At 31.8% G+C, this 20,721-nt stretch carries 20 protein-coding genes and 1 pseudogene; 10 read left to right on the forward strand and 11 right to left on the reverse strand.

Features of this window, described 5'->3' with window-relative positions; genetic code table 11:
• The first annotated feature begins 68 nt into the window (after positions 1-68).
• The gene (locus AA076_RS11960) at positions 69-677 is read left to right on the forward strand and encodes a DNA-3-methyladenine glycosylase (RefSeq protein WP_000348300.1); all 609 of its coding nucleotides are present in this window, start codon (positions 69-71) and stop codon (positions 675-677) included.
• A gap of 336 nt (positions 678-1,013) precedes the next feature.
• A complete protein-coding gene (gltS, locus tag AA076_RS11965; protein WP_000571584.1) occupies positions 1,014-2,222 on the forward strand; it encodes a sodium/glutamate symporter in 1,209 nt (402 codons plus the stop codon).
• Between the two features lie 47 nt (positions 2,223-2,269).
• Here the strand turns inward: gltS and fni are convergent, their stop codons facing one another.
• Both fni and corA read right to left on the reverse strand, forming a co-directional pair.
• Positions 2,270-3,319 carry a type 2 isopentenyl-diphosphate Delta-isomerase gene (fni, locus tag AA076_RS11970; RefSeq protein ID WP_001836329.1) on the reverse strand — a complete coding sequence of 350 codons (1,050 nt, stop codon included), beginning with the start codon at positions 3,317-3,319 and terminating at the stop codon, positions 2,270-2,272.
• 30 nt (positions 3,320-3,349) lie between these two features.
• Positions 3,350-4,297 (reverse strand): magnesium/cobalt transporter CorA, encoded by a 948-nt coding sequence (corA, locus tag AA076_RS11975; RefSeq protein WP_001185431.1) that lies wholly within the window; start codon positions 4,295-4,297, stop codon positions 3,350-3,352.
• 96 nt (positions 4,298-4,393) lie between these two features.
• Here corA and AA076_RS11980 point away from each other — a divergent pair, with 96 nt between their 5' ends.
• Positions 4,394-4,885, forward strand: a complete 492-nt coding sequence (locus AA076_RS11980) for a thioesterase family protein (RefSeq protein WP_000234728.1) — start codon at positions 4,394-4,396, stop codon at positions 4,883-4,885.
• Positions 4,882-5,301, forward strand: a complete 420-nt coding sequence (locus tag AA076_RS11985) for a hypothetical protein (RefSeq protein WP_000128656.1) — start codon at positions 4,882-4,884, stop codon at positions 5,299-5,301. The genes AA076_RS11980 and AA076_RS11985 overlap by 4 nt, the downstream gene beginning before the upstream one ends.
• Positions 5,302-5,408: 107 nt before the next feature.
• Here AA076_RS11985 and AA076_RS11990 read toward each other — a convergent pair whose 3' ends face one another.
• On the reverse strand, positions 5,409-6,329 hold the full coding sequence (locus AA076_RS11990) for an alpha/beta hydrolase fold domain-containing protein (RefSeq protein ID WP_000620864.1): 921 nt from the start codon (positions 6,327-6,329) through the stop codon (positions 5,409-5,411).
• A gap of 207 nt (positions 6,330-6,536) precedes the next feature.
• Between AA076_RS11990 and AA076_RS11995 the strand changes: the two genes are divergently transcribed.
• A complete protein-coding gene (locus AA076_RS11995) occupies positions 6,537-7,175 on the forward strand; it encodes a hypothetical protein (RefSeq protein ID WP_000184227.1) in 639 nt (212 codons plus the stop codon).
• Positions 7,176-7,420: 245 nt separating this feature from the next.
• Here the strand turns inward: AA076_RS11995 and AA076_RS12000 are convergent, their stop codons facing one another.
• Positions 7,421-9,352 (reverse strand): DHA2 family efflux MFS transporter permease subunit, encoded by a 1,932-nt coding sequence (locus AA076_RS12000; RefSeq protein WP_000213874.1) that lies wholly within the window; start codon positions 9,350-9,352, stop codon positions 7,421-7,423.
• Between the two features lie 12 nt (positions 9,353-9,364).
• Positions 9,365-10,012 (reverse strand): HlyD family secretion protein, encoded by a 648-nt coding sequence (locus tag AA076_RS12005; protein ID WP_000738247.1) that lies wholly within the window; start codon positions 10,010-10,012, stop codon positions 9,365-9,367.
• 120 nt (positions 10,013-10,132) lie between these two features.
• Between AA076_RS12005 and AA076_RS12010 the strand changes: the two genes are divergently transcribed.
• Entirely contained in the window at positions 10,133-10,684 is a 552-nt protein-coding gene (locus tag AA076_RS12010; protein WP_000828570.1) for a TetR/AcrR family transcriptional regulator, read from the forward strand.
• Positions 10,685-10,913: 229 nt separating this feature from the next.
• Here the strand turns inward: AA076_RS12010 and AA076_RS12015 are convergent, their stop codons facing one another.
• From AA076_RS12015 to AA076_RS12035, 4 genes are all read right to left on the reverse strand, one after another.
• The gene (locus tag AA076_RS12015) at positions 10,914-12,122 is read right to left on the reverse strand and encodes a putative multidrug effflux MFS transporter TcaB (RefSeq protein WP_000999131.1); all 1,209 of its coding nucleotides are present in this window, start codon (positions 12,120-12,122) and stop codon (positions 10,914-10,916) included.
• 109 nt (positions 12,123-12,231) lie between these two features.
• Positions 12,232-12,360, reverse strand: coding sequence for a hypothetical protein (locus tag AA076_RS15545; protein ID WP_001790052.1), 129 nt, complete (start codon positions 12,358-12,360; stop codon positions 12,232-12,234).
• A gap of 30 nt (positions 12,361-12,390) precedes the next feature.
• Positions 12,391-13,773: a glycopeptide resistance protein TcaA gene (gene tcaA, locus AA076_RS12025; protein ID WP_000833797.1), complete on the reverse strand. Its 1,383-nt coding sequence runs from the start codon at positions 13,771-13,773 to the stop codon at positions 12,391-12,393.
• Positions 13,774-14,012: 239 nt separating this feature from the next.
• Complete coding sequence (locus tag AA076_RS12035; RefSeq protein ID WP_001836330.1) at positions 14,013-14,468, reverse strand: MarR family transcriptional regulator TcaR; 456 nt, start codon at positions 14,466-14,468, stop codon at positions 14,013-14,015.
• Between the two features lie 194 nt (positions 14,469-14,662).
• Between AA076_RS12035 and AA076_RS12040 the strand changes: the two genes are divergently transcribed.
• The gene (locus AA076_RS12040) at positions 14,663-15,631 is read left to right on the forward strand and encodes a YdcF family protein (protein WP_001836331.1); all 969 of its coding nucleotides are present in this window, start codon (positions 14,663-14,665) and stop codon (positions 15,629-15,631) included.
• Positions 15,632-16,091: 460 nt separating this feature from the next.
• Positions 16,092-16,514, forward strand: a pseudogene (locus tag AA076_RS12045) (transposase); the annotation flags it as partial.
• A 187-nt stretch (positions 16,515-16,701) separates the two neighbouring features.
• Here the strand turns inward: AA076_RS12045 and AA076_RS12050 are convergent.
• Complete coding sequence (locus AA076_RS12050) at positions 16,702-17,367, reverse strand: ABC transporter ATP-binding protein (RefSeq protein ID WP_001229911.1); 666 nt, start codon at positions 17,365-17,367, stop codon at positions 16,702-16,704.
• Positions 17,367-18,422 carry an ABC transporter permease gene (locus AA076_RS12055; protein WP_000761395.1) on the reverse strand — a complete coding sequence of 352 codons (1,056 nt, stop codon included), beginning with the start codon at positions 18,420-18,422 and terminating at the stop codon, positions 17,367-17,369. Before AA076_RS12055 ends, AA076_RS12050 begins: the two co-directional genes overlap by 1 nt.
• Before the next feature lie 135 nt (positions 18,423-18,557).
• Here AA076_RS12055 and hssR point away from each other — a divergent pair, with 135 nt between their 5' ends.
• The gene (gene hssR, locus AA076_RS12060) at positions 18,558-19,232 is read left to right on the forward strand and encodes a DNA-binding heme response regulator HssR (RefSeq protein WP_000249497.1); all 675 of its coding nucleotides are present in this window, start codon (positions 18,558-18,560) and stop codon (positions 19,230-19,232) included.
• Positions 19,225-20,598: a heme sensor histidine kinase HssS gene (hssS, locus tag AA076_RS12065; protein ID WP_000477329.1), complete on the forward strand. Its 1,374-nt coding sequence runs from the start codon at positions 19,225-19,227 to the stop codon at positions 20,596-20,598. The genes hssR and hssS overlap by 8 nt, the downstream gene beginning before the upstream one ends.
• Positions 20,599-20,721: the final 123 nt, after the last annotated feature.

The raw sequence follows: 20,721 nt of genomic DNA on the forward strand, positions 1-20,721 counted from the left end.
ATTTACCACAATAAAAATATCTTTTTCATTTTTATTTAAATTAATCATATAATTGCGAGGAGAATATTATGGATTTCGTTAATAATGATACAAGACAAATTGCTAAAAACTTATTAGGTGTCAAAGTGATTTATCAGGATACCACTCAAACGTATACAGGCTACATCGTGGAAACGGAAGCTTACTTAGGTTTGAATGATCGTGCGGCTCATGGCTATGGCGGTAAAATAACACCTAAAGTCACGTCATTATATAAACGTGGTGGTACAATTTATGCACATGTCATGCATACGCATTTACTCATTAATTTTGTAACAAAATCTGAAGGTATACCTGAAGGCGTACTTATCCGCGCAATTGAACCAGAAGAAGGTTTATCCGCTATGTTCCGTAACAGAGGTAAGAAAGGCTACGAGGTAACGAATGGCCCAGGAAAATGGACTAAGGCATTTAACATTCCACGGGCTATCGATGGCGCTACGTTAAATGACTGTAGATTGTCTATTGATACTAAGAATCGTAAATATCCTAAAGATATTATTGCTAGTCCACGAATCGGTATTCCAAATAAAGGTGATTGGACACATAAATCTTTACGTTACACAGTGAAAGGTAATCCATTTGTGTCTCGCATGCGTAAATCAGATTGTATGTTTCCCGAAGATACTTGGAAATAAATGCCATCTTTCATTGATTACTATCATGAAAATGAAATCTATCTCCTTATAAGTCAATCAATCGTGCCGTCAACATGCGGATGGGTTGATTGTTTTTCTTTGTATCCATCATATTTTTTGATTCATCTCCTCTTATTGAACTTGTTCTTAATTATAAAATATAACAATAGAATTATTTATAATTATTAAATTTAGATGCATTAATATTATTGATATTATTTTCAAAAACTAGAAATATTGATTTGTTGCATGTATAATGTTAAAAGCGCCCTTTTATAACGCTTACATATAAAAGCTTATTTAGGGAGAGGGATATTCAACAAGGGGGATTTGAAAATGATAGAACTTAATGCAATTACAACATTATGTTTAGCTTGTATCCTTTATTTACTTGGTAAGGCTATCGTTAATCACGTTAATTTTTTAAAACGTATTTGTATACCAGCACCAGTGATTGGCGGCTTAATCTTTGCTATTTTAGTTGCGGCTTTGGATTCATTTGGCATGGTTAAGATTAAATTAGATGCTTCATTCATTCAAGATTTCTTCATGTTAGCATTCTTTACGACAATCGGTCTTGGTGCATCATTGAAATTATTTAAATTAGGTGGCAAAGTCTTGCTATTATACTTTATGTTTTGTGCTATCATTTCAGTCATTCAAAACATAGTTGGTGTATCACTAGCAAAAGTATTAAATATTAAACCTTTGTTAGGATTAACAGCAGGTTCCATGTCTATGGAAGGCGGTCATGGTAATGCTGCTGCTTATGGTAAGACAATTCAAGATTTAGGTATTGATTCGGCACTGACAGCGGCTCTTGCAGCTGCAACTTTAGGTCTTGTATTTGGAGGGCTTATCGGTGGTCCAGTTGTAAAATTTTTAATCAAACGTTATAACTTAAAGCCTCAACATAGTGACGATACATTTAAAGATTATAGCCAAGTAGCATATAACGAACATTTACATAGTAAATTTAATGCCACTGAAGTATTCTTCATTCAATTTACAATCGTTGTATTCTGTATGGCAGTTGGAAGTTATTTCAGTCATTTGTTTACAGCTCAAACAGGGATTAATGTTCCAATTTACGTTGGCTCATTATTTGTAGCTGTTATTGTCCGAAATATCTCTGAAAGTTTTAATTTTAATATTGTAGATTTAAAAATTACTAATCAAATTGGCGATGTCGCATTAGGTATTTTCTTATCTCTTGCGCTAATGAGCATTCAATTAATCGAAATTTATAAACTTGCTATACCTCTTATTATTATCGTTTTAGTTCAAGTTGTCGTTATGATTTTATTTGCTGTTTTAATTTTATTTAGAGGTTTAGGAAAAGATTATGATGCTGCAGTAATGGTAGGTGGTTTTATCGGTCATGGGCTTGGTGCAACGCCAAATGCCATGGCAAATTTAGATGTTATTACTAAAAAATATGGAAACTCACCTAAAGCATATTTAGTTGTACCTATTGTTGGTGCATTCTTAATCGATTTAATTGGTGTTATAGTCATTATGGGATTCATACAATGGTTTAGTTAAACACCAAACTCATAAATAAAAGAGGAGGCCTTCGCCTCCTCTTTTATTTATCCTCGATGTATATTCAAGTTACGTTGTTCTATCCATGACAATATTTCCAGACTAAATACGATTTGTTTTTGTGTTAAGTCGTCAATATTTTTAGCATCTAACATCGTCATTATTGATTTCATGTGTTCAATAAATGATTCTACATAAGCTACTGTATGTGCAATGCCATTATTTTCAACTTGATTTAAAAACGGACGTGACATACCAGTTGCCTTTGCACCAAGTGCTAAACTTTTAATTGCATCGAGTGGTGTACGTAAACCACCACTCGCGAAAACTGAAATTTCGCTTTGATAAGCCGTTGTTTCAAGTAATGACTCAACTGTAGACTGTCCCCATGATGATAAGTAATCCATATCTTTATTTGCACGACGTTCATTTTCAATATCTACAAAGTTAGTACCACCTTTGCCACTAACATCGACATACTTGACGCCTATTTGTTGTAAGTCATGCATTAATTCTTTGCTCATACCAAATCCAACTTCTTTTATAATGACTGGAACAGACACTCGTGATACAATCGACGCTATATTATCTAACCAAGTCACAAATTCACGATTCCCTTCAGGCATAACTAATTCTTGAGGAGAATTAACATGGATTTGTAACGCTTGTGCCTCAAGTAATTCAACTGCTTCCAAAGCCTTTTCTACTGGTACGTCCGCACCAACATTGCTAAAAATCATGCCTTCAGGATTCATTTTTCGCGCAATCGTAAACGTCTCAGCCATGCGTGGATTTCTCAATGCCGCATGTGTTGATCCAACTGCCATCGCTAAGCCAGTTTCTCTTGCAACTACAGCTAGCTTTTCATTGATGTTTTTCGTCCACTCGCTACCACCCGTCATTGCATTAATATAAACCGGATATGCCATCGTTAAGTCAGGCGTCTGTGATGTCAAATCGATATCATTTACATTAATTGATGGGATAGAATGATGCACAAAACGCATCTTATCAAAATCTGAATGCATTGCGTCAGATTGGGCCATTGCTATTTCAACATGTTCATTTTTTCTCTGTTCTCTTTGAAAATCACTCATGATTAAACCTACCTTTTCGTCATTTCTAATTTAAAACCATTTTTTACGTCTGAAAAAGATGATTAATACGACAGCTATAACAAACATTACAGCTAAGCAAATATAATATCCATAATGTAAATGTAATGCCGGCATATTTACAAAGTTCATACCATAAATCCCAGCTATGAATGTTAACGGTGAAAATATAACTGATACTAATGTCAGTACTTGCATAATACTATTCATTCTAAATGACGTGTATGACTCAAAATTTTCTCGTATTTCGTTTGTCATTTCTTGAGCAGTACGAATGATATTACGTTGCTTAATCAAGTGGTCATCGATATGTTGAATGTATAGCGAATGTTTATTATCTATAATCAAATCACCATTTTGTTTCATTGTATCAATTAGCTCTTGCATAGGAAACAGTACACGTTTTACTTTAATCAAATCCGAACGTAACTTAAAGACACTATCCATGACCATTTTATTAAAGCGATCATCTACATGGCGGTCTTCAAAATGATAAACACTATCTTCAAGTGCATATACAAAGTTGAAATATTTATCAACCATCATATCTAAAATTAATATGACGACATCTGCACAATCTAATTCTGCATCTAATGTATTCATATACTTATAGACTACTTTATTTAATGATTCCAACGTTTGATGATGATATGTTACTAATACATTGTCTTGTATAAAAATATTTAGTGCTATTGGTGAATAGTTTGACCCCATAATACTATGGAATACTAAGTATTGATAATCTTTATAAGATTTATATTTAGCTCGTGGCATACCGTTAATTGCATCATCCACTTCTAAATCATTAAAATTAAAATGTGCTTTAAACCATTCATTTTCTTGTTCATTCGGTTCATCAAAATCATACCAAACAATAGTCGCATCTTTTGGTATCTCTTTGATATCATCAACTACTTTAAACGGTTCATATGTAGTTTGATACCGTATCTTTAAAGCCATCGATACTCCCCCTAAATAACGAATTCTCTATTATTTTATCATGAATTAAATAACGTGTATGTCTTAATTTATTTTAGTATGATAGTCACTAAGGAGATGGTTATTATCAAACAACTTTTTACACATACTCAAACCGTAACATCTGAATTCATTGACCATAACAATCATATGCATGATGCAAATTATAATATCATTTTTAGTGACGTCGTGAATCGTTTTAATTACAGCCACGGTCTTTCTTTAAAAGAACGCGAAAATTTAGCATATACGCTATTTACACTAGAAGAACATACGACATACCTCTCAGAATTGTCTCTTGGCGATGTATTTACTGTTACTTTATATATTTATGATTACGATTATAAGCGGTTGCATTTATTTTTAACATTAACTAAAGAAGATGGTACACTAGCATCAACAAATGAAGTAATGATGATGGGAATTAATCAGCACACACGTCGTTCTGATGCTTTTCCTGAATCATTTTCAACACAAATAGCACACTATTATAAAAATCAATCAACTATCACTTGGCCTGAACAATTAGGACATAAAATAGCAATTCCACACAAAGGAGCATTAAAATGACAGATGCATTACAACAAAAGATTCATATCGAATTACTAGATTTATTAGATGATGTTAAGTTTGAATTAACAGAATTAAATGCACAAAAAGGGTTATACATTAACGGACCAGCAAATCAGCTACTTAAGCGTGGCGTGCATATGGCTTATGTTCAAGGACAAAAGCAAGCCATCGATAATATTATGACTATTGTGGAACAACAGCTTGAAGATCAACATTTCCTAGAACATTATGATAAATTTCAAAATGAGGTTGCTCATCGCAATTATGATAAAACAGCTAACTTTGCAGAACTTAGTGATATTCCACGTCAATTCGATAATTTTTTAGATCAATTTTATCAAATTAAAGGGCAATACTTTATCATCACACATATCAATACACTTATTGGTGATTTTCACTCAGAAGCTCATTAACAATTAGTCTATATAACCCTTGCTATATTTTCAAAAACAAAACCCAATTACGTTTTCATGTCAAATATCATCTTGCATGAAATCGTAACTGGGTCATTTATATGTTATTAGTTATTTTGTGTTACATCCTCATCTATCGATTTGGCAATTTGTTTAATAGCTTTATGTGATTGTCTAATTGGATAAATTGGAAAATCATGTACCATCTTAGGATAATCATAAAACTCAATGTATTGATGATGTTGCAACATCATTTGTTCAAATAGCTTCATATCAGGATGTGTCATTTCACGTCCACCACCAAACATATAAACTGGTGGCAATCCTTCTATTGTGCCATTAATTGGCGATATGCGCTTATCTGTTAATGGTAGGCCATTCGCCCATTTTTTCATAATCTCATTGACACCAAACTGACTTAGAACCGCATCTTGTTCGATTAAGGCGTCCGAAATATCTTTATTAGATAGTGTTGCATCTAAAATTGGTGAGATTAAATACAATTTATTCGGTAATGGCTGTTGATTATCTAAAAGAGATTGTACAAAGGATAATGCCAGTGCACCACCTGAACCATCACCCATGACTACGACATTTTGATGTCCTACTTCAGATACTAATTGATCATAAACACGTTGTATCGCTTGGAAAGTATCGTCAATATGAAACTCTGGTGTCTTTGGATAGATAGGCAGTACAACCTCATATAATGTACTTAAAGTGATTTTATCCAACAATCTCCAATGGAACGGTGATGGTTGTAGTGCATTGAATCCACCGTGAATATATAAAATTTTCTTATCAATTTGATGTCTGAAATTAAAGCGAAAGACTTGCATATCATCTAATGACAATTTTTCTAAATTTGCTTTAACATTTAATGTTGAAGGCTGCTTATGTTTTTTTCTATTTTCAATTTCTCTTTTATAAAAAAATCTTTCAACATCTTGATCATTTTTAAACATAATCGAGCGATTGTGAAGCAAATATTTATTGACAACGCTATTCATAACACGGTTTCTAATCAATGTCTTAACCTACCTTTATATATTTTATGTATCCAATGATTGTCTATCCCCTACATTCTTTGCCAAAAAAAGTATATAATGTAGAAGATATTTTCTTTTTCACTTTCAAATTTAAGACTACAATTGAACAGTGATTTTTCATCATTATAACAGACAACTAGACATATTGATAAGTAAAGAAAAGAACTTTATACGGAGGTACCTTGCATGACAAATCCAAATCAACGATTAGAACCATTTGATGAGACATTTCAACAACCGAATATTCATCGTGGTAAGCGATATGGTAAGAAAAAACGTTCATTGGTAAGCATGATTATTCAAATCATTGTTGTTATATTAACCGCAATCGCTGGATACAGCATGTGGAAACAACCCATTTTTAATATTGTCTTCACCAAAGAATCTGTAGATTTTGATGGCATTAAAAATTTTAACGAGACAATTGGAAAAATGCATCAATTAAATATTAATTTGGGTAATATCAATGATTTACAACAAGGAATCGATCGCTTAATTTTAGTCTTTAACGGTTTCTTTATTTTATGTATCGTTAGCCTAGTCATAACAATACTGACAATTGTATTTAATCGCACAGTTCTAAAAGTAGTAAATATTTTAGTGTTAACAATTATGTTAGTCATTACATTGTATTTCAGTTATATTATTAAAGCACTCGCACAAGAAATTGCAGATGTTTTCAAAAAATATTATTTAAATGTACCACCAGATCAAGTGATTACAGAAGCTGACGCTATTCATAACGGCATCATTTTACTTGGCTGTAGCATCGGTTTACTTGTTATAAGCTTATTCTTCCGTAATCGCATGCCTCGTTTAAAATAATGTTATATAGTAGGGATTGGGACAGAAATGTTATTTTCACAAAATTCATTTCGTTGACCCACTTCCTGCTTTTTCTTTATTAATGACCTACTACGTCAATGCCAAATTTTAATATAATTCCTCTAACATTCTATAAATCAACAAATAAAAAAAGTATCGATAACCATATTTGGCACCGATACTTTAAAAATCATGTCCCCACAACATAATTTTTGATTAGTCACACTTCAATTAATTTATTTTATTTATTCATGATTGATACTATTATCTGCATCTAACTTTTGAGCTGTAGCTTTTGCTTTTTTATTACTTTGTAAAAATAAACATAAAATTAAGGCGATGATGCTAAATATCGTTGCAACTATAAATGCATCATTAATACCTTCAACCGTTGCTAGTTTATTTACAAATTGTAGTAACACTTTCATTGCGCCTTCTTGTCCGCCATATTGTGATGCTAATTCACGCATATGATCTTGTACAACAGGATTCGTTTTATCTAACTCTTCCCCAAAAGCTGATAAGTGTTGTGTAGTTTGTGTTGTCATTACAGTAACTAAGATTGCTGTACCTATAGAGCCTGCTAATTGACGCATCGTATTTAAGAAAGCATTACCATGAGAGGCAAGTCGTCCCGGTAACGCATTAATAGCTGCAGTTACCATTGGCATCATTATAAATGCCATACCAAATGAACGAAGTACATAGATACCCATGATTGTCATATATGGTGTATCCATATTTAATTTAGTTAATTCCCATGTTGCATAAGTCATTACAGCAATACCAAAGATAGCTAATGGTTTTAAACCAATAGTATCTAACAATTTACCTGCAAATGGTCCTAGTAGACCCATAATTAGAGAACCAGGTAATAATAACAATCCGGAATCTAATGCTGAGAATCCGCGTAAATTTTGTAAATAAATCGGTAATAAAATCATACCACCATATAAACTTAACATTACAACCATATTAATAATTGTTGTTAATGTAAATGTTGGGAATTTCAATACTTCTAAATTCAACATTGGTGATTTCATTCTTAATTCTCTAATAACGAATAGAATAATAAAGATAATACCAATCGCAAACATTGTTTCTATCTCTACTGAACCCCAACCTTTGTTGCCAGCTTCTGAGAAACCATATAACAAAGCACCAAAACCAATCGTACTAAAAATGATACCTGGGATATCAGCTTTAGGGTTTGTTGTATATTGATATAACTTAAACCATACAAAACCAATTAAAATAGCGATAATCCCGATAATGAACATACCGTAAAACATCACATTCCAATGGTAATTTTGTACAATATAACCTGATAATGTTGGACCAATTGCAGGTGCTAAAATCATTGCGATACCCATTGTACCCATGGCAGCACCACGTTTTTCAGGTGGATAAATTGTAATAATAACAATTGAACCTAATGGCATTAGTACACCTGCACCAATGGCTTGTAATACACGTCCAACCATCATGATTGGGAAATTCATTGAAATCGCACAGATTAATGAACCAATTGTAAAGAGTACTAACGCAACTAAAAATAATTTTCGATATGAATATTTATTAAATAGATACGCCGTAATTGGTATTAAAATACCGTTTACTAACATGAATCCCGTCATCAACCATTGCCCTGTTGACGCAGAAATATTAAATTCCGTATTAATTTTTGGTAAAGCAACATTTAATAATGTTTGGTTTAAAATCGCAATAAACATACCGAATAATAATGCCGCTAATATTTTACCGCGTGAAACACCTTCACCAAAAATAAAGTTTTTATGTTCTTTTTTTATTTTTTCATTCACTTTATATTCTTCTGATTCAGGATTTTTAGCAGCAACTGCTTCCTCATCCTTATTATTAGTGAATGCTTCTTGATCTTTCTCAGACCCCTTTGTGTAACCATTTAGACTAACTTGGCTATGATCATCTTGATTGTCAACACGCAACTCTTCATGCGTCATACGTTGTGTCGATTGATCAGTTGTTTTGTCTAAATCACTAGCTTTAAATTTAGATTGATTTGATTGACGTGTCGTAAATTGTTGTTCCTTTTGTTGGCGTTTGCCTTTTTTTCTTGATCTTATTAAAAATAAATTGATAACCCCAACAATAATGAGCGCTAAAATAATGTAGCTAATAATGAAGGTCGTAGTCATTTAATGACCCCCTTAATTTTTATGGATTTTTACTTCAGCGTTCATTCCAGGAACAACTTGTTTAGACGGTTCTGATTCTAGAGTGATTTTAACAGGTATTACTTGAGAAACTTTAGTGTAGTTACCATCACTATTTGATGATGGCATTAATGAAAAGCTTGCAGCAGTTGCTTTTCCAATACTATCAACTTTACCTTTAATAGAAGCTTTTTGACCGTCAATAGTCACATCAACATCTTTACCTACTTCAACATCTTTAATATCTTTTTCGTCAATATTTGCTGTTACATATAAATCATCTAAATTGTATGCATAAGCGATTGGGTTACCAGCTTGCACCATTGAACCTTCCATACCATCTAATTTGGCAATTGTACCTTTTTGAGGCATTTTAAGATCCATATCTTTCGTTTCGCCATCTTGACCTTGTACAGTAACAATTGCTACTTTGTCACCTTTATCGAGTTTGTCACCTTGTTTAACATTAAGTGATTTAATTTGTCCAGATGCAGGACTTGCTATTTTAATTTGATCGCCATTTACTTTTGCATTATCAGTTGTTACATAGCTTGTTGTTTTATTCCAAAAATAAAAGCCAGCAATCCCAATTGCTAACAGTACAACAACCGTAATGACATTAATTAATATCATCTTTTTCATGAAACATTTCCTCCTATTTGCTTTTAAAATTCACTTTATTTATTATAGAGACATGATAACTAAAAAAACACCAACAATTTTTATAAGAGTGTTGGTTAAAATTCACAAAGGTGTAACAATATGAAACGACAAGCCAAAATAGAAATTCAAAACGCACTTGTTGATTTGATGGCTGAATATCCTTTTCAAGAAATATCCACTAAAATGATTTGCGCGTATTGTAATATTAATCGTTCTACTTTTTATGATTATTACAAAGATAAATTTGATTTATTGGATACCATCAACTCAAAGCATAAGGAAAAATTCCAATTTCTTCTAAGCGCGCTACATCATAATTTCGAAAATATTAAACAGGATAAGCTTAAACTTTATAAATTCTTCATTATTATTGCTAAGTATATCAAGCACAATGAGCAGTTTTTCAAAGACATTTTAGTTACCTATCCAATGAAAACATTATTCATAGACTATATAAATTTAGCGAGAGATTACTATCAACAAATTATGAATGACTATAGTACTACAGTAACCAATAAACAGCTTTATGTTACATATATCATAGGCGGTCAAGCTGGGGTGTTTATTAATTGGCTTTCGAATGGTTGTAATGAATCACCTGAAGAAGTTGCTGACATTTTATTGGCTAATACGATTAAACTTCAAAACTAATAATACGGTTTCATTCTAATAAAGAAATGCTATAAAACAACTAGATAAAGTTAAACCAAATGGATAGATAATAGTACATATGTAACGGTGCTATCAATATAAAAATGCCGAGATTTCCACATAATAATCTCGGCATTTTTATTTTTGATGCTAAATTCATAGGTCTATGAATAGCTCAAGTTTTGTTTTTTAATTTTTCAATTCAATATAATAGAAGAAACTATGTTTATCATCGATTTGTTTTAAATACCTTCATATTATAAATCTGTAAAATAATTAATATAACTGCTGTAGCTATAATAATAATTATGTAAGGTATAGGATTATCTTCACCTTTTACCCCCACTAATGGCGATGCAACACCACCAAATAAAAACTGTACTAAACCTAATAAACTTGATGAACTCCCTCTACCACTACTACTTTCATCCATAGCTATTGTAAAACCAAGTGTCGCAACACCTGTCACTGGTGCTATTAAAATGATAAATCCTATCGCTAAAATCCAAAAGTTCCAATGATTAAGCAATACAATCGTCACTAAAATTACACCGATAATCTGAATCATCGTCATGCCTCTCATCAATTTTTGTGAGTCTATAAAATCAACAAGGTACCCAGTAAGTTGACTTGATATAATGAGCGTAATACCAATTCCTGCAAACATCCAACTAAATTGTATTGCAGTCATGCCATAAATTTTTTGAATAATAAACGGAGACGCAGAAATATAAGTAAATAATATTACAAATGTCATACCTTGAATGAGCATTGGTAATACAAAACGTGGCGTCTTCAATAATATTTTGAAGTTTTTAAACATTGTCTTTAATCCACTACTTGACTCACGATTTGTCACTGTTAATGATTCAGGTACTTTTAATAAAGAACCTATGACCATGACGAAGCCAAAGATAGTCAGAATGACAAAGACCATACGCCAGACAGAATAATTTAAAATTATGCCCCCTATTGTTGGCGCAACAACTGGTGCAATACCATTAACAAGCATCAATAATGCCATAAACTTAGTTAGTTCATTACCACTATACATATCACTTGCTATAGCTCTTGAAATAACTGCTGCTGCGCCACCTGTCACTCCTTGAAGAAATCTTAATGCAACCATCAGCCAAATATTATGTACAAAAACAATACCTAAACTTGCTAATGTAAAAATAATCATAGCTATAATAAGCGGCTTTCTGCGCCCAGTTGAATCTGAAATTGGACCAGCAAACAAATTACCAAACGCTAAACCAATCATAAACATCGATAATGTTAATTGTGCGTTAGACGTCGTTGTTTGAAAATCATGTCTAATATCTGGTAATCCAGGCAAAAACATATCTATCGATAATGCTCCAATGGCCGTCAAAGATCCTAAAATAATAATAAATATCGGTGAACGCTTGTTAAAATGCGTTAAATCATTCATATGACTATCTCCTTTATATAATGATTAGTTTATAACTATCACGAACAGAAACTAAATTTAAATATGCTCTTTTATATATTAGCATTAGTCACAAGTTTCATGAACATCATTACAACTTATAAAAGGTATAAAATGATATAAACCTCAGCACTTCATAAATTTTTCCACAAAAAACAATCCCTTCAAAGTAATTCACACTAATTGTAAATACTTTGAAAGGATGTTGTTTGTATTCCATGACACATGCATCTTATTTAAGTTTTATACTCTATTTTTCTGATGTCTTGATTAATTGCAAGCGGTCTTGCGAGCCTTGTTCAAGCTCATATTCTTTATCTACTTGCTTACCGTTTTCATTTATTAATCTTACGGTTGCGGTAATCTTATCACCATGTTTTTCAGCATCTATAATTTGTGGTGAACTAATCATCATTAAACTTCCTTTAGATACACGCTTCTTTACATCATCATAAAAAGATGATCCTTTTTTTATATATGATGATACAAAATCAAAATCCGACTGATTAAACGCAGCATTATTCGCTAAAGAATATCCAGCAAAGAATTCTATCAATTTGTTCTTCAAGCTGTTTTCTTCTTTTTCTTTCTTTTCAACATAGTCTTCGATATCTTCACTGTCAAAATTCAAAGTTATCTCTGTATTGTATTTTAAATCGCTAGCTTTAATCGTCTTCGTCTGTGTTGTAAATGTTTTATCTTTCGCTTTACCTGAAGCTGAAATGGTAATATCTTTATTTTGTGGATATGGACCATACGTTTTGGAACTTGAAAATGCCATTTCATGGTCATTTATAGTTACTTTTTTAGAACTATCATTTAATTTTGTATCGCCTTTTAAAGTTACAGATATATTTGCTTCTTCAAAATCTTCAGTAACATCTACCGTTTCAGAATTACTTTGTCTAAAATCAAATTTTAAATGGCCTGCAAAATCACCGTTCTCAGTTGATTTCATAGCTGGAATTCTATATGTCCCCGGTATAAAATTACCTATTGGCGTCACTTTATTTGCTTCAGCTATAACCATCTTTTTCTTACCACCAGATTTAAACTCATATTTTGTTTTTTCTTTCGGTTTAACAATTGGTTGCTTGGTAGGTGCAGTAAAGCTCATATTATCGAAAAAGATATAACGTGTGCCATTTTTACTTACACGTAATATATTTTGACCAGATCTGGTTTGAATATAAGAAGCTACGCTGGTCTTACTCTTATTCAATTTATGTACCGTATTTTTAAGGTCGCTGACAAATTGCTTAAGCCCAACTTCATCTTTGATATAGTTAATGTATACTTTTGCTTCTTCAGAATCTACTTTATTATCTTTAGTACTTAATAATGTTGCTACTTTTTGTTTATCATTATTCTCAATCGCATTCACTAATATTTTAGTTTGCGCTTCAGGTGAATTGAAGTTTCTTAGTAAAAAGAACAATATAATAATTAAGATTAAAATGAAAAAACCAATTGCCCAAGGCACCATTTTTCTCATCTTGATGTTATTAGTTTGTATATCTTCATCGGTTGACTTTCTATATAATGCTTGACGACTATCAAATTTATGTCCACATTGTGTACATATCTGTACATCATCTTGTGCTTGTTGTCCGCACTTCGGGCAAGATTTCATACTTTCACCTCAATTCTGTTCCTCTTCAATTGTTATATGTATATCACAAAAATTATTTCATTATTTTACCATTATTATTTTACAAATATTATCCCAAGAATACAATTCAAGAAATGATTAACTTTACTTTAGAATTGTACCTTATTACATTATTTATGAAAGTACTCTCTCAATTATAACTAAAAAGAAGGTGTTCAATACATACATATTTAGTCTTATATTTGAACACCTTCAAAAACCTATTTATGATTGCTATATGTTTTAATGCGATGATTGATGACTTCTAATACTTGCCTTACATTTTCAATATCTTCAGAATTTAAATCATTAGTAATATCTTGCGCCATATCTGTCATAATCGCATTACGTTCTTTCAAATATGCTCTACCTTTGTCAGTTAAGGTTATGAATTTCAAACGTTGATCAATATTTAAATTTGGTTTATCTAACTTAACTAATTTAGCATCGATTAACTTTTTAATTCGTCGGCTTACTGCGGCCTTATTTACACCTTGTCTTTGCGTGATTTCACTAATTGTCAAAGGTTCTTTATTTAACATACCTAATACGTTAGACTGCTCTAATGAAATTTCATATTCATTTTGTAAATCTTTCAACATTTTTGCAGTTAATGCGTTAACGTTATTTATAAACTGCTCTAAAAATTGAATATGGTCTTGTAAATGTTTTACCATAATTATTTCTCCCTAATTACTATTTTTATAAAGTATCCTCAGCAATCATTGTATCGCACATCTAAAAAACACAAAAATATTGACCCATATATAATATAACAAATTAAGATTTACATGTTGCTGCTTTCTCCTTGCTTTAATAAATTAAATCATCTACATTTATATTTAATATTTATTATAAGCGAGGTGTCAGTATGTTATTGAATTTATTATTAATATTTATACTTATCGTTATTTGTCCGTTAATTTTCAACTATACTCTGACGTTAAATTTAACATGCTACATCTTAGTTGTCATATCGATATTTTTGTCACTCATCTATAGCATCATGACCTATACTTTCCCTTGGTCTATGTTTGTAACATTTATAATAATCAGTATTATCATGCTATTCAAACATAGATATTTATTTTCTCATACTTCTAGTCGCTTATTTATTAAAAAATTATTATCTTTTTCATATAAATTTGTACTCTACACATCAGCACTTCTATTTATAAGTACGATTCAGTCACCTATTGTGAAAGGTTTGTCTATGTGGTTAGCTATATTATGTCTTTCCCTGTTACTAACCTTTATTTGTTATCTCGTTTGGACAGTATCATATAGACATAGATCATACAACAAAGAAGTTGATATCATAATTGTGTTAGGTGCTGGTATTTTTACCGAATTTGTCACACCAATGCTTGCAGCGCGTTTAGATCGTGCACTTGATATCTATCAACAACAAGCATCAGCAACAAAGATCATTGTATCTGGCGGACAAGGACCAGACGAACCAATTTCTGAAGCTTTAGCTATGCAACGTTATTTGATTGCACATGGTGTTGATAAAACAGATATACTAATGGAATCTCACTCTATAAATACATACACAAACTTTTTATATTCTAAACAAATCATCAACAATTTGTATCATGAAGCAGTTAAAATTGTTTGTGTAACAAGTCAGTTTCATGTATTGCGCGCCTTACGACTAGCCCAAAAATTAGGTTTATCTATCGATGGTGTCGGAAATCATACACCATATCACTTTTTCTTACATGTGCTCATCAAAGATTATCTAGGCGTAATGTATCAGTATAGATTGTTATTAACGTTATATTGTTCAAGTAGTTGGTTTATATGTCTTTACGCCGCTTTTATTTATAATAGTTAATCCACAAACAAACTATTATTATAGGTTGTTTCTAATATTGCGTCAAACTATCTTTAAATATTCGTTAATCCTTGATTAGACAATTGTTATATTGAAAATAAATAAACTAAAGAGTCTGGGACATTAATCCCTAAAAAAAACAGCAGTAAAATAATTTTCAATTAGAAAATATCTTACTGCTGTTCTCTATTTATACAATACTTCGTATTGAATGGCTTCGCTATGCCCATCTGGCACATTACTGTAAAATTCTATAAATAGAATTTTTGATGACGGGTCCCTTCCTAGGGTGCCGTCTCAGCCACCCCAACCGGCACATTGTTGTAAGCTGACTATATGTCAGCTTCTGTGTTGGGGCCCCTGTCTTCGACTGGCACTGCTCCCTCAGGAGTCTCGCCATTAATACTACGTATTAACATGTAATTTTACTTTTAAATACTTTAAAAAAATAAGACACTTTGGCCAACTTAAGCCAGGATACAATTTACAAATAGCGACAAATTCTCAATTTGTTTTATCCTATGACCTATTTCAAAACCCAACAGATACTAGAACTTTAATTCCATTTTTAACAATGATTCAAAATACCTTCGGTTATTTACCGGAGTATATTGTAGCTGATGCATGTTATGATAGTGAGCAAAACTATATGGCTATTATAGATGATTTTAATAAAACGCCACTTATTACGTATGTCATGTTTATTAAAGATAAAACTAGAAAGTTTAAAAGTGACATTTTTAACACTCAAAATTGGAAATATGACGAACTTAATGATGAATTTATATGTCCTAATAACAAAAGAATAGGTTTTAAAAGATATGCATACCATAATGATAGATATGGTTTTAAACGTGACTTCAAGCTATATGAATGCAACGAGCTGTACATTATAAAATACATATCAAAAAAGCTGATTTCTATCAAATAATTAATAGAAATCAGCTTTTTTACATTGCCTAAGAACTTAATGTCCCAGCCTGTTTTTTGTAAACCCAAATCGTATTCTGTTATCTAACTTTTATACTACTATGTCTTAAATCATTAACATTTAGCGTCTTTACAAGCCACTAATCAGTTATTTTGCCATCTTCTAATTCAATCACTCGATCTGCATATTCAAATAATCTTCGATCGTGTGTAATCATAATACCAATCATTTGTTGTTCTTTAATTTGTTGACGTATCATCTCAACAACTTTTGTTGCTCTATCGGCATCTAAACTTGCTGTGGGCTCATCTGCTAAAATGATTTTCGGATTATTCATAAATGCTCTCATAATCGCAACACGTTGCTTTTCACCGCCAGATAACTGATGCGGATATACATTCAAGCGATCTTCTAAACCAATATTTTTCAAAAGTTGTATTGCTCTTGTTGAACTTTGTTGTTTGGTCATTCCCGCTTCTTGACCTACGAGTGTCAATTGCTCTATCACTTTTAAATAAGGAACTAAATGTGAAGATTGAAAAATAAAACCAATATCTTCCAATCGTAAATCACTAGGACGATGCTGTTTATCAAACAATGGCGCATCATTGTAAAGCACTGTACCACTCGTTTGACTTAACAATCCGCCTAATATCGTTAGCAATGTTGTTTTCCCAGAACCAGAGGCACCATTTAAAATGACAAATTCCCCTTGTTCCACTTCAAAATTAATACCTTTTAAAACTTTTGTTTCAGACAAACCTTCTCCGAAATTTTTGACGATATCTTCAACGACTAATGCCATTATTCTGCACCTCCAATTGCTTCGATAGGATCCACTTTAAATAATTTGATAAATGATAGTGAGGCACCTAAAATCGCTACTAATATAAATATCCCCACCATTAATAAAATATTTTGCGTTGTTAAGTAAAAAGGCATCGTTACCGGCATCATAAATGATAGTCCTACTATGATGATCACAGCAATACCTACCCCAATTATTGTTAGTGTTAAAATTTGTAAAACTAACGCACTCAATAAATGTCTTGTCTTAATACCAATTGCTTTCAAAATGCCAATTTGTGATATTTTTTGAATCGTCATAACATAGAAAAATGCACTTAGAACGATTGCTGTAATAGCAAACAAACTAACAATCATCATATTTAACGGTGCTTGCTCTGCTTGATAACTCGCAATATTACCTGTTAAATCTTTTTCACTCACAACTTGAACGTCATTTATTTTATTAAGCTCATCACGTTGTTGTTGTGTTAAATTTTTCACTGGATAAAATGCCGTATTAACCTTATTCAATGCATTAAATCCGTTATCGTTCAATAGCACAATGGAACTATGCGCATACATTGTGTCGTTTAAAATACCAGAAACTCTATAACTAGTTGAATTATTTTTAAAATGTAATCTATCCCCGACTCTAATGTTGTCTGCAGCTAACTTATCATTAATAGCGACCTCATGAGCATTTTTAGGATAATCACCTTTTTTAAGTTGTATGCGTTGTTGTTTAACGTCATTCATTGTAATCACATCTTGTTCTTTATTAGATAATTTCAATGTTTGAATATTCATTTTATATGGTTCTTGATGAATTACCTTTTTAATTTGATTCTGTTGCGTATCACTAAGTTGCGATTTCTCAATTTGCGGCTCTTTCATTTTTTGAACAACATATTCATCATTATCAAAGTGTTCAAATAACGAAATATTCTCCCTACCAAGCCCTTGAGCTAAACCACTAATAAATAACACCATAATACTTAATAAAAGAATGATTAATGTGATTAAAATATAACGAAATTTGTAAAACATAATCTCTTTTATCGCTAATTTCATATCGATTCACTTCTCCCTATTTCTTCTTTAGCGTCAGTATAAGGTTGAAATATGAACTCAATATGAACAATTGTTTTTTTACGCAAAAATATTTTACATGTATAATAAATGAAAAAGATAAGGGAGTTTATAGCTATGGTGCAATGTCTTGTTGTCGATGACGATCCTCGAATCCTAAATTATATAGCTAGCCATTTACAAACAGAGCACATTGATGCATACACACAACCAAGTGGTGAAGCTGCATTAAAACTTTTAGAAAAACAGCGTGTCGATATTGCAGTGGTAGATATTATGATGGATGGTATGGACGGCTTTCAATTATGTAATACATTAAAAAATGATTATGATATACCAGTTATTATGTTAACAGCGCGGGATGCACTTAGTGACAAAGAGCGTGCGTTTATAAGCGGTACTGACGATTATGTAACCAAACCCTTTGAGGTTAAGGAACTTATTTTTAGAATTCGTGCTGTATTACGTCGATATAATATCAATTCAAATTCAGAAATGACTATTGGCAACTTAACGCTAAACCAATCCTATTTGGAACTCCAAGTATCTAATAAAACGATGACGTTACCGAACAAGGAATTTCAATTATTATTTATGCTTGCAGCACGTCCTAAGCAAATCTTTACTCGTGAACAAATAATAGAAAAAATTTGGGGCTATGATTATGAAGGAGATGAGCGAACAGTTGACGTTCATATTAAGCGACTACGCCAAAGATTAAAAAAATTAAATGCCACACTTACAATTGAAACAGTAAGAGGACAAGGCTATAAGGTGGAGAATCATGTTTAAAACACTCTATGCTAGAATTGCGATTTATTCCATTACGGTTATTTTATTTAGTGCATTAATAAGTTTTGTATTAACAAATGTTTACTATCATTATAATTTAAAAGCATCTAATGACGCGAAAATCATGAAGACGCTTAAAGAAGCAAGACAATATGAACAATCAGCTAAACCAACGCACATTCAACAATATTTCAAACATTTAGGGCAAATGAATTACCAAATAATGACCATTGATCAAAAAGGTCATAAGACATTTTATGGGGAGCCATTTAGAGAAGATACTTTATCACAAAATGCTATTAACAACGTATTAAATAATCAAGATTACCATGGTATTAAAGATAAACCATTCGCATTATTCGTAACTGGATTTTTCGACAATGTAACAGATAATACTGTTGGTATTAACTTTAAGACAAAAGACGGTTCAATAGCAGTATTTATGCGTCCAGATATTGGAGAAACATTTAGCGAGTTTAGAACATTCTTAGCCGTCTTGTTAATGTTGTTATTATTTATCTCGATTTCATTAGTTATCGCATCAACCTATTCAATCATTCGTCCAGTAAAAAAGTTAAAGCTAGCGACCGAACGCTTAATTGATGGTGATTTTGAAACACCTATCAAACAAACACGCAAAGATGAAATTGGAACATTACAGTATCACTTTAATAAGATGAGAGAGTCATTGGGACAAGTTGATCAAATGAGGCAGCATTTTGTACAAAATGTATCTCATGAAATCAAAACACCATTAACACATATTCATCATTTATTAAGCGAGTTACAACAAACTTCTGATAAAACATTAAGACAACAATATATAAATGATATCTATACCATTACAACGCAGCTGAGCGGATTAACAACTGAATTGTTGCTCTTATCCGAATTAGATAATCACCAACATTTATTATTCGATGATAAGATTCAAGTCAATCAACTCATTAAAGATATCATTCGACATGAACAATTTGCTGCTGATGAAAAGTCGTTAATCATTTTAGCTGACCTAGAATCAATCAATTTCCTAGGAAATCAACGTTTGTTACATCAAGCATTGAGTAATTTATTAATAAATGCTATTAAGTATACAGATGTTGGTGGTGCCATTGACATCGCTTTGCAACATAGTCACAACAATATCATTTTCACAATAAGTAATGATGGTTCACCAATTAGTCCACAAGCTGAAGCACGTTTATTTGAACGTTTTTATAAAGTGAGCAAACATGATAATAGCAATGGTTTAGGTCTTGCAATTACAAAATCCATCATTGAATTGCATCATGGTACAATCCAATTCACACAAAGTAACGAGTATGTAACCACCTTTACTATTACACTGCCAAATAATTCACTTTAATCTCTACCTCCTGAAAAAACATTTCTGTTTTTATTTCAGGAGGTATCTTTTATATTGATTAGCGCTTTCTAGCCACTTAACATTTAATTTCTACCATTCAACAAAATTTAAATATATCGATGG

It is taken from the genome of Staphylococcus aureus (assembly GCF_001027105.1).
GTDB classification, from domain to species: Bacteria; Bacillota; Bacilli; order Staphylococcales; family Staphylococcaceae; genus Staphylococcus; species Staphylococcus aureus.

Bases quoted from the DNA above. Each gene is read 5' to 3' on its own strand.
- AA076_RS11960 (WP_000348300.1), top strand. From the start codon at position 69: ATGGATTTCGTTAATAATGATACAAGACAAATTGCTAAAAACTTATTA.
- AA076_RS12010 (WP_000828570.1), top strand. From the start codon at position 10,133: ATGAAACGACAAGCCAAAATAGAAATTCAAAACGCACTTGTTGATTTG.
- hssS (WP_000477329.1), top strand. From the start codon at position 19,225: ATGTTTAAAACACTCTATGCTAGAATTGCGATTTATTCCATTACGGTT.
- AA076_RS12005 (WP_000738247.1), bottom strand. From the start codon at position 10,012: ATGAAAAAGATGATATTAATTAATGTCATTACGGTTGTTGTACTGTTA.
- AA076_RS11985 (WP_000128656.1), top strand. From the start codon at position 4,882: ATGACAGATGCATTACAACAAAAGATTCATATCGAATTACTAGATTTA.
- AA076_RS15545 (WP_001790052.1), bottom strand. From the start codon at position 12,360: ATGGAATACAAACAACATCCTTTCAAAGTATTTACAATTAGTGTGAAT.
- AA076_RS11980 (WP_000234728.1), top strand. From the start codon at position 4,394: ATGGTTATTATCAAACAACTTTTTACACATACTCAAACCGTAACATCT.
- AA076_RS12015 (WP_000999131.1), bottom strand. From the start codon at position 12,122: ATGAATGATTTAACGCATTTTAACAAGCGTTCACCGATATTTATTATT.
- AA076_RS12035 (WP_001836330.1), bottom strand. From the start codon at position 14,468: ATGGTAAAACATTTACAAGACCATATTCAATTTTTAGAGCAGTTTATA.
- AA076_RS12050 (WP_001229911.1), bottom strand. From the start codon at position 17,367: ATGGCATTAGTCGTTGAAGATATCGTCAAAAATTTCGGAGAAGGTTTG.
- AA076_RS12000 (WP_000213874.1), bottom strand. From the start codon at position 9,352: ATGACTACGACCTTCATTATTAGCTACATTATTTTAGCGCTCATTATT.
- gltS (WP_000571584.1), top strand. From the start codon at position 1,014: ATGATAGAACTTAATGCAATTACAACATTATGTTTAGCTTGTATCCTT.
- AA076_RS11995 (WP_000184227.1), top strand. From the start codon at position 6,537: ATGACAAATCCAAATCAACGATTAGAACCATTTGATGAGACATTTCAA.
- AA076_RS12040 (WP_001836331.1), top strand. From the start codon at position 14,663: ATGTTATTGAATTTATTATTAATATTTATACTTATCGTTATTTGTCCG.
- hssR (WP_000249497.1), top strand. From the start codon at position 18,558: ATGGTGCAATGTCTTGTTGTCGATGACGATCCTCGAATCCTAAATTAT.
- fni (WP_001836329.1), bottom strand. From the start codon at position 3,319: ATGAGTGATTTTCAAAGAGAACAGAGAAAAAATGAACATGTTGAAATA.
- corA (WP_001185431.1), bottom strand. From the start codon at position 4,297: ATGGCTTTAAAGATACGGTATCAAACTACATATGAACCGTTTAAAGTA.
- tcaA (WP_000833797.1), bottom strand. From the start codon at position 13,773: ATGAAATCTTGCCCGAAGTGCGGACAACAAGCACAAGATGATGTACAG.
- AA076_RS12055 (WP_000761395.1), bottom strand. From the start codon at position 18,422: ATGAAATTAGCGATAAAAGAGATTATGTTTTACAAATTTCGTTATATT.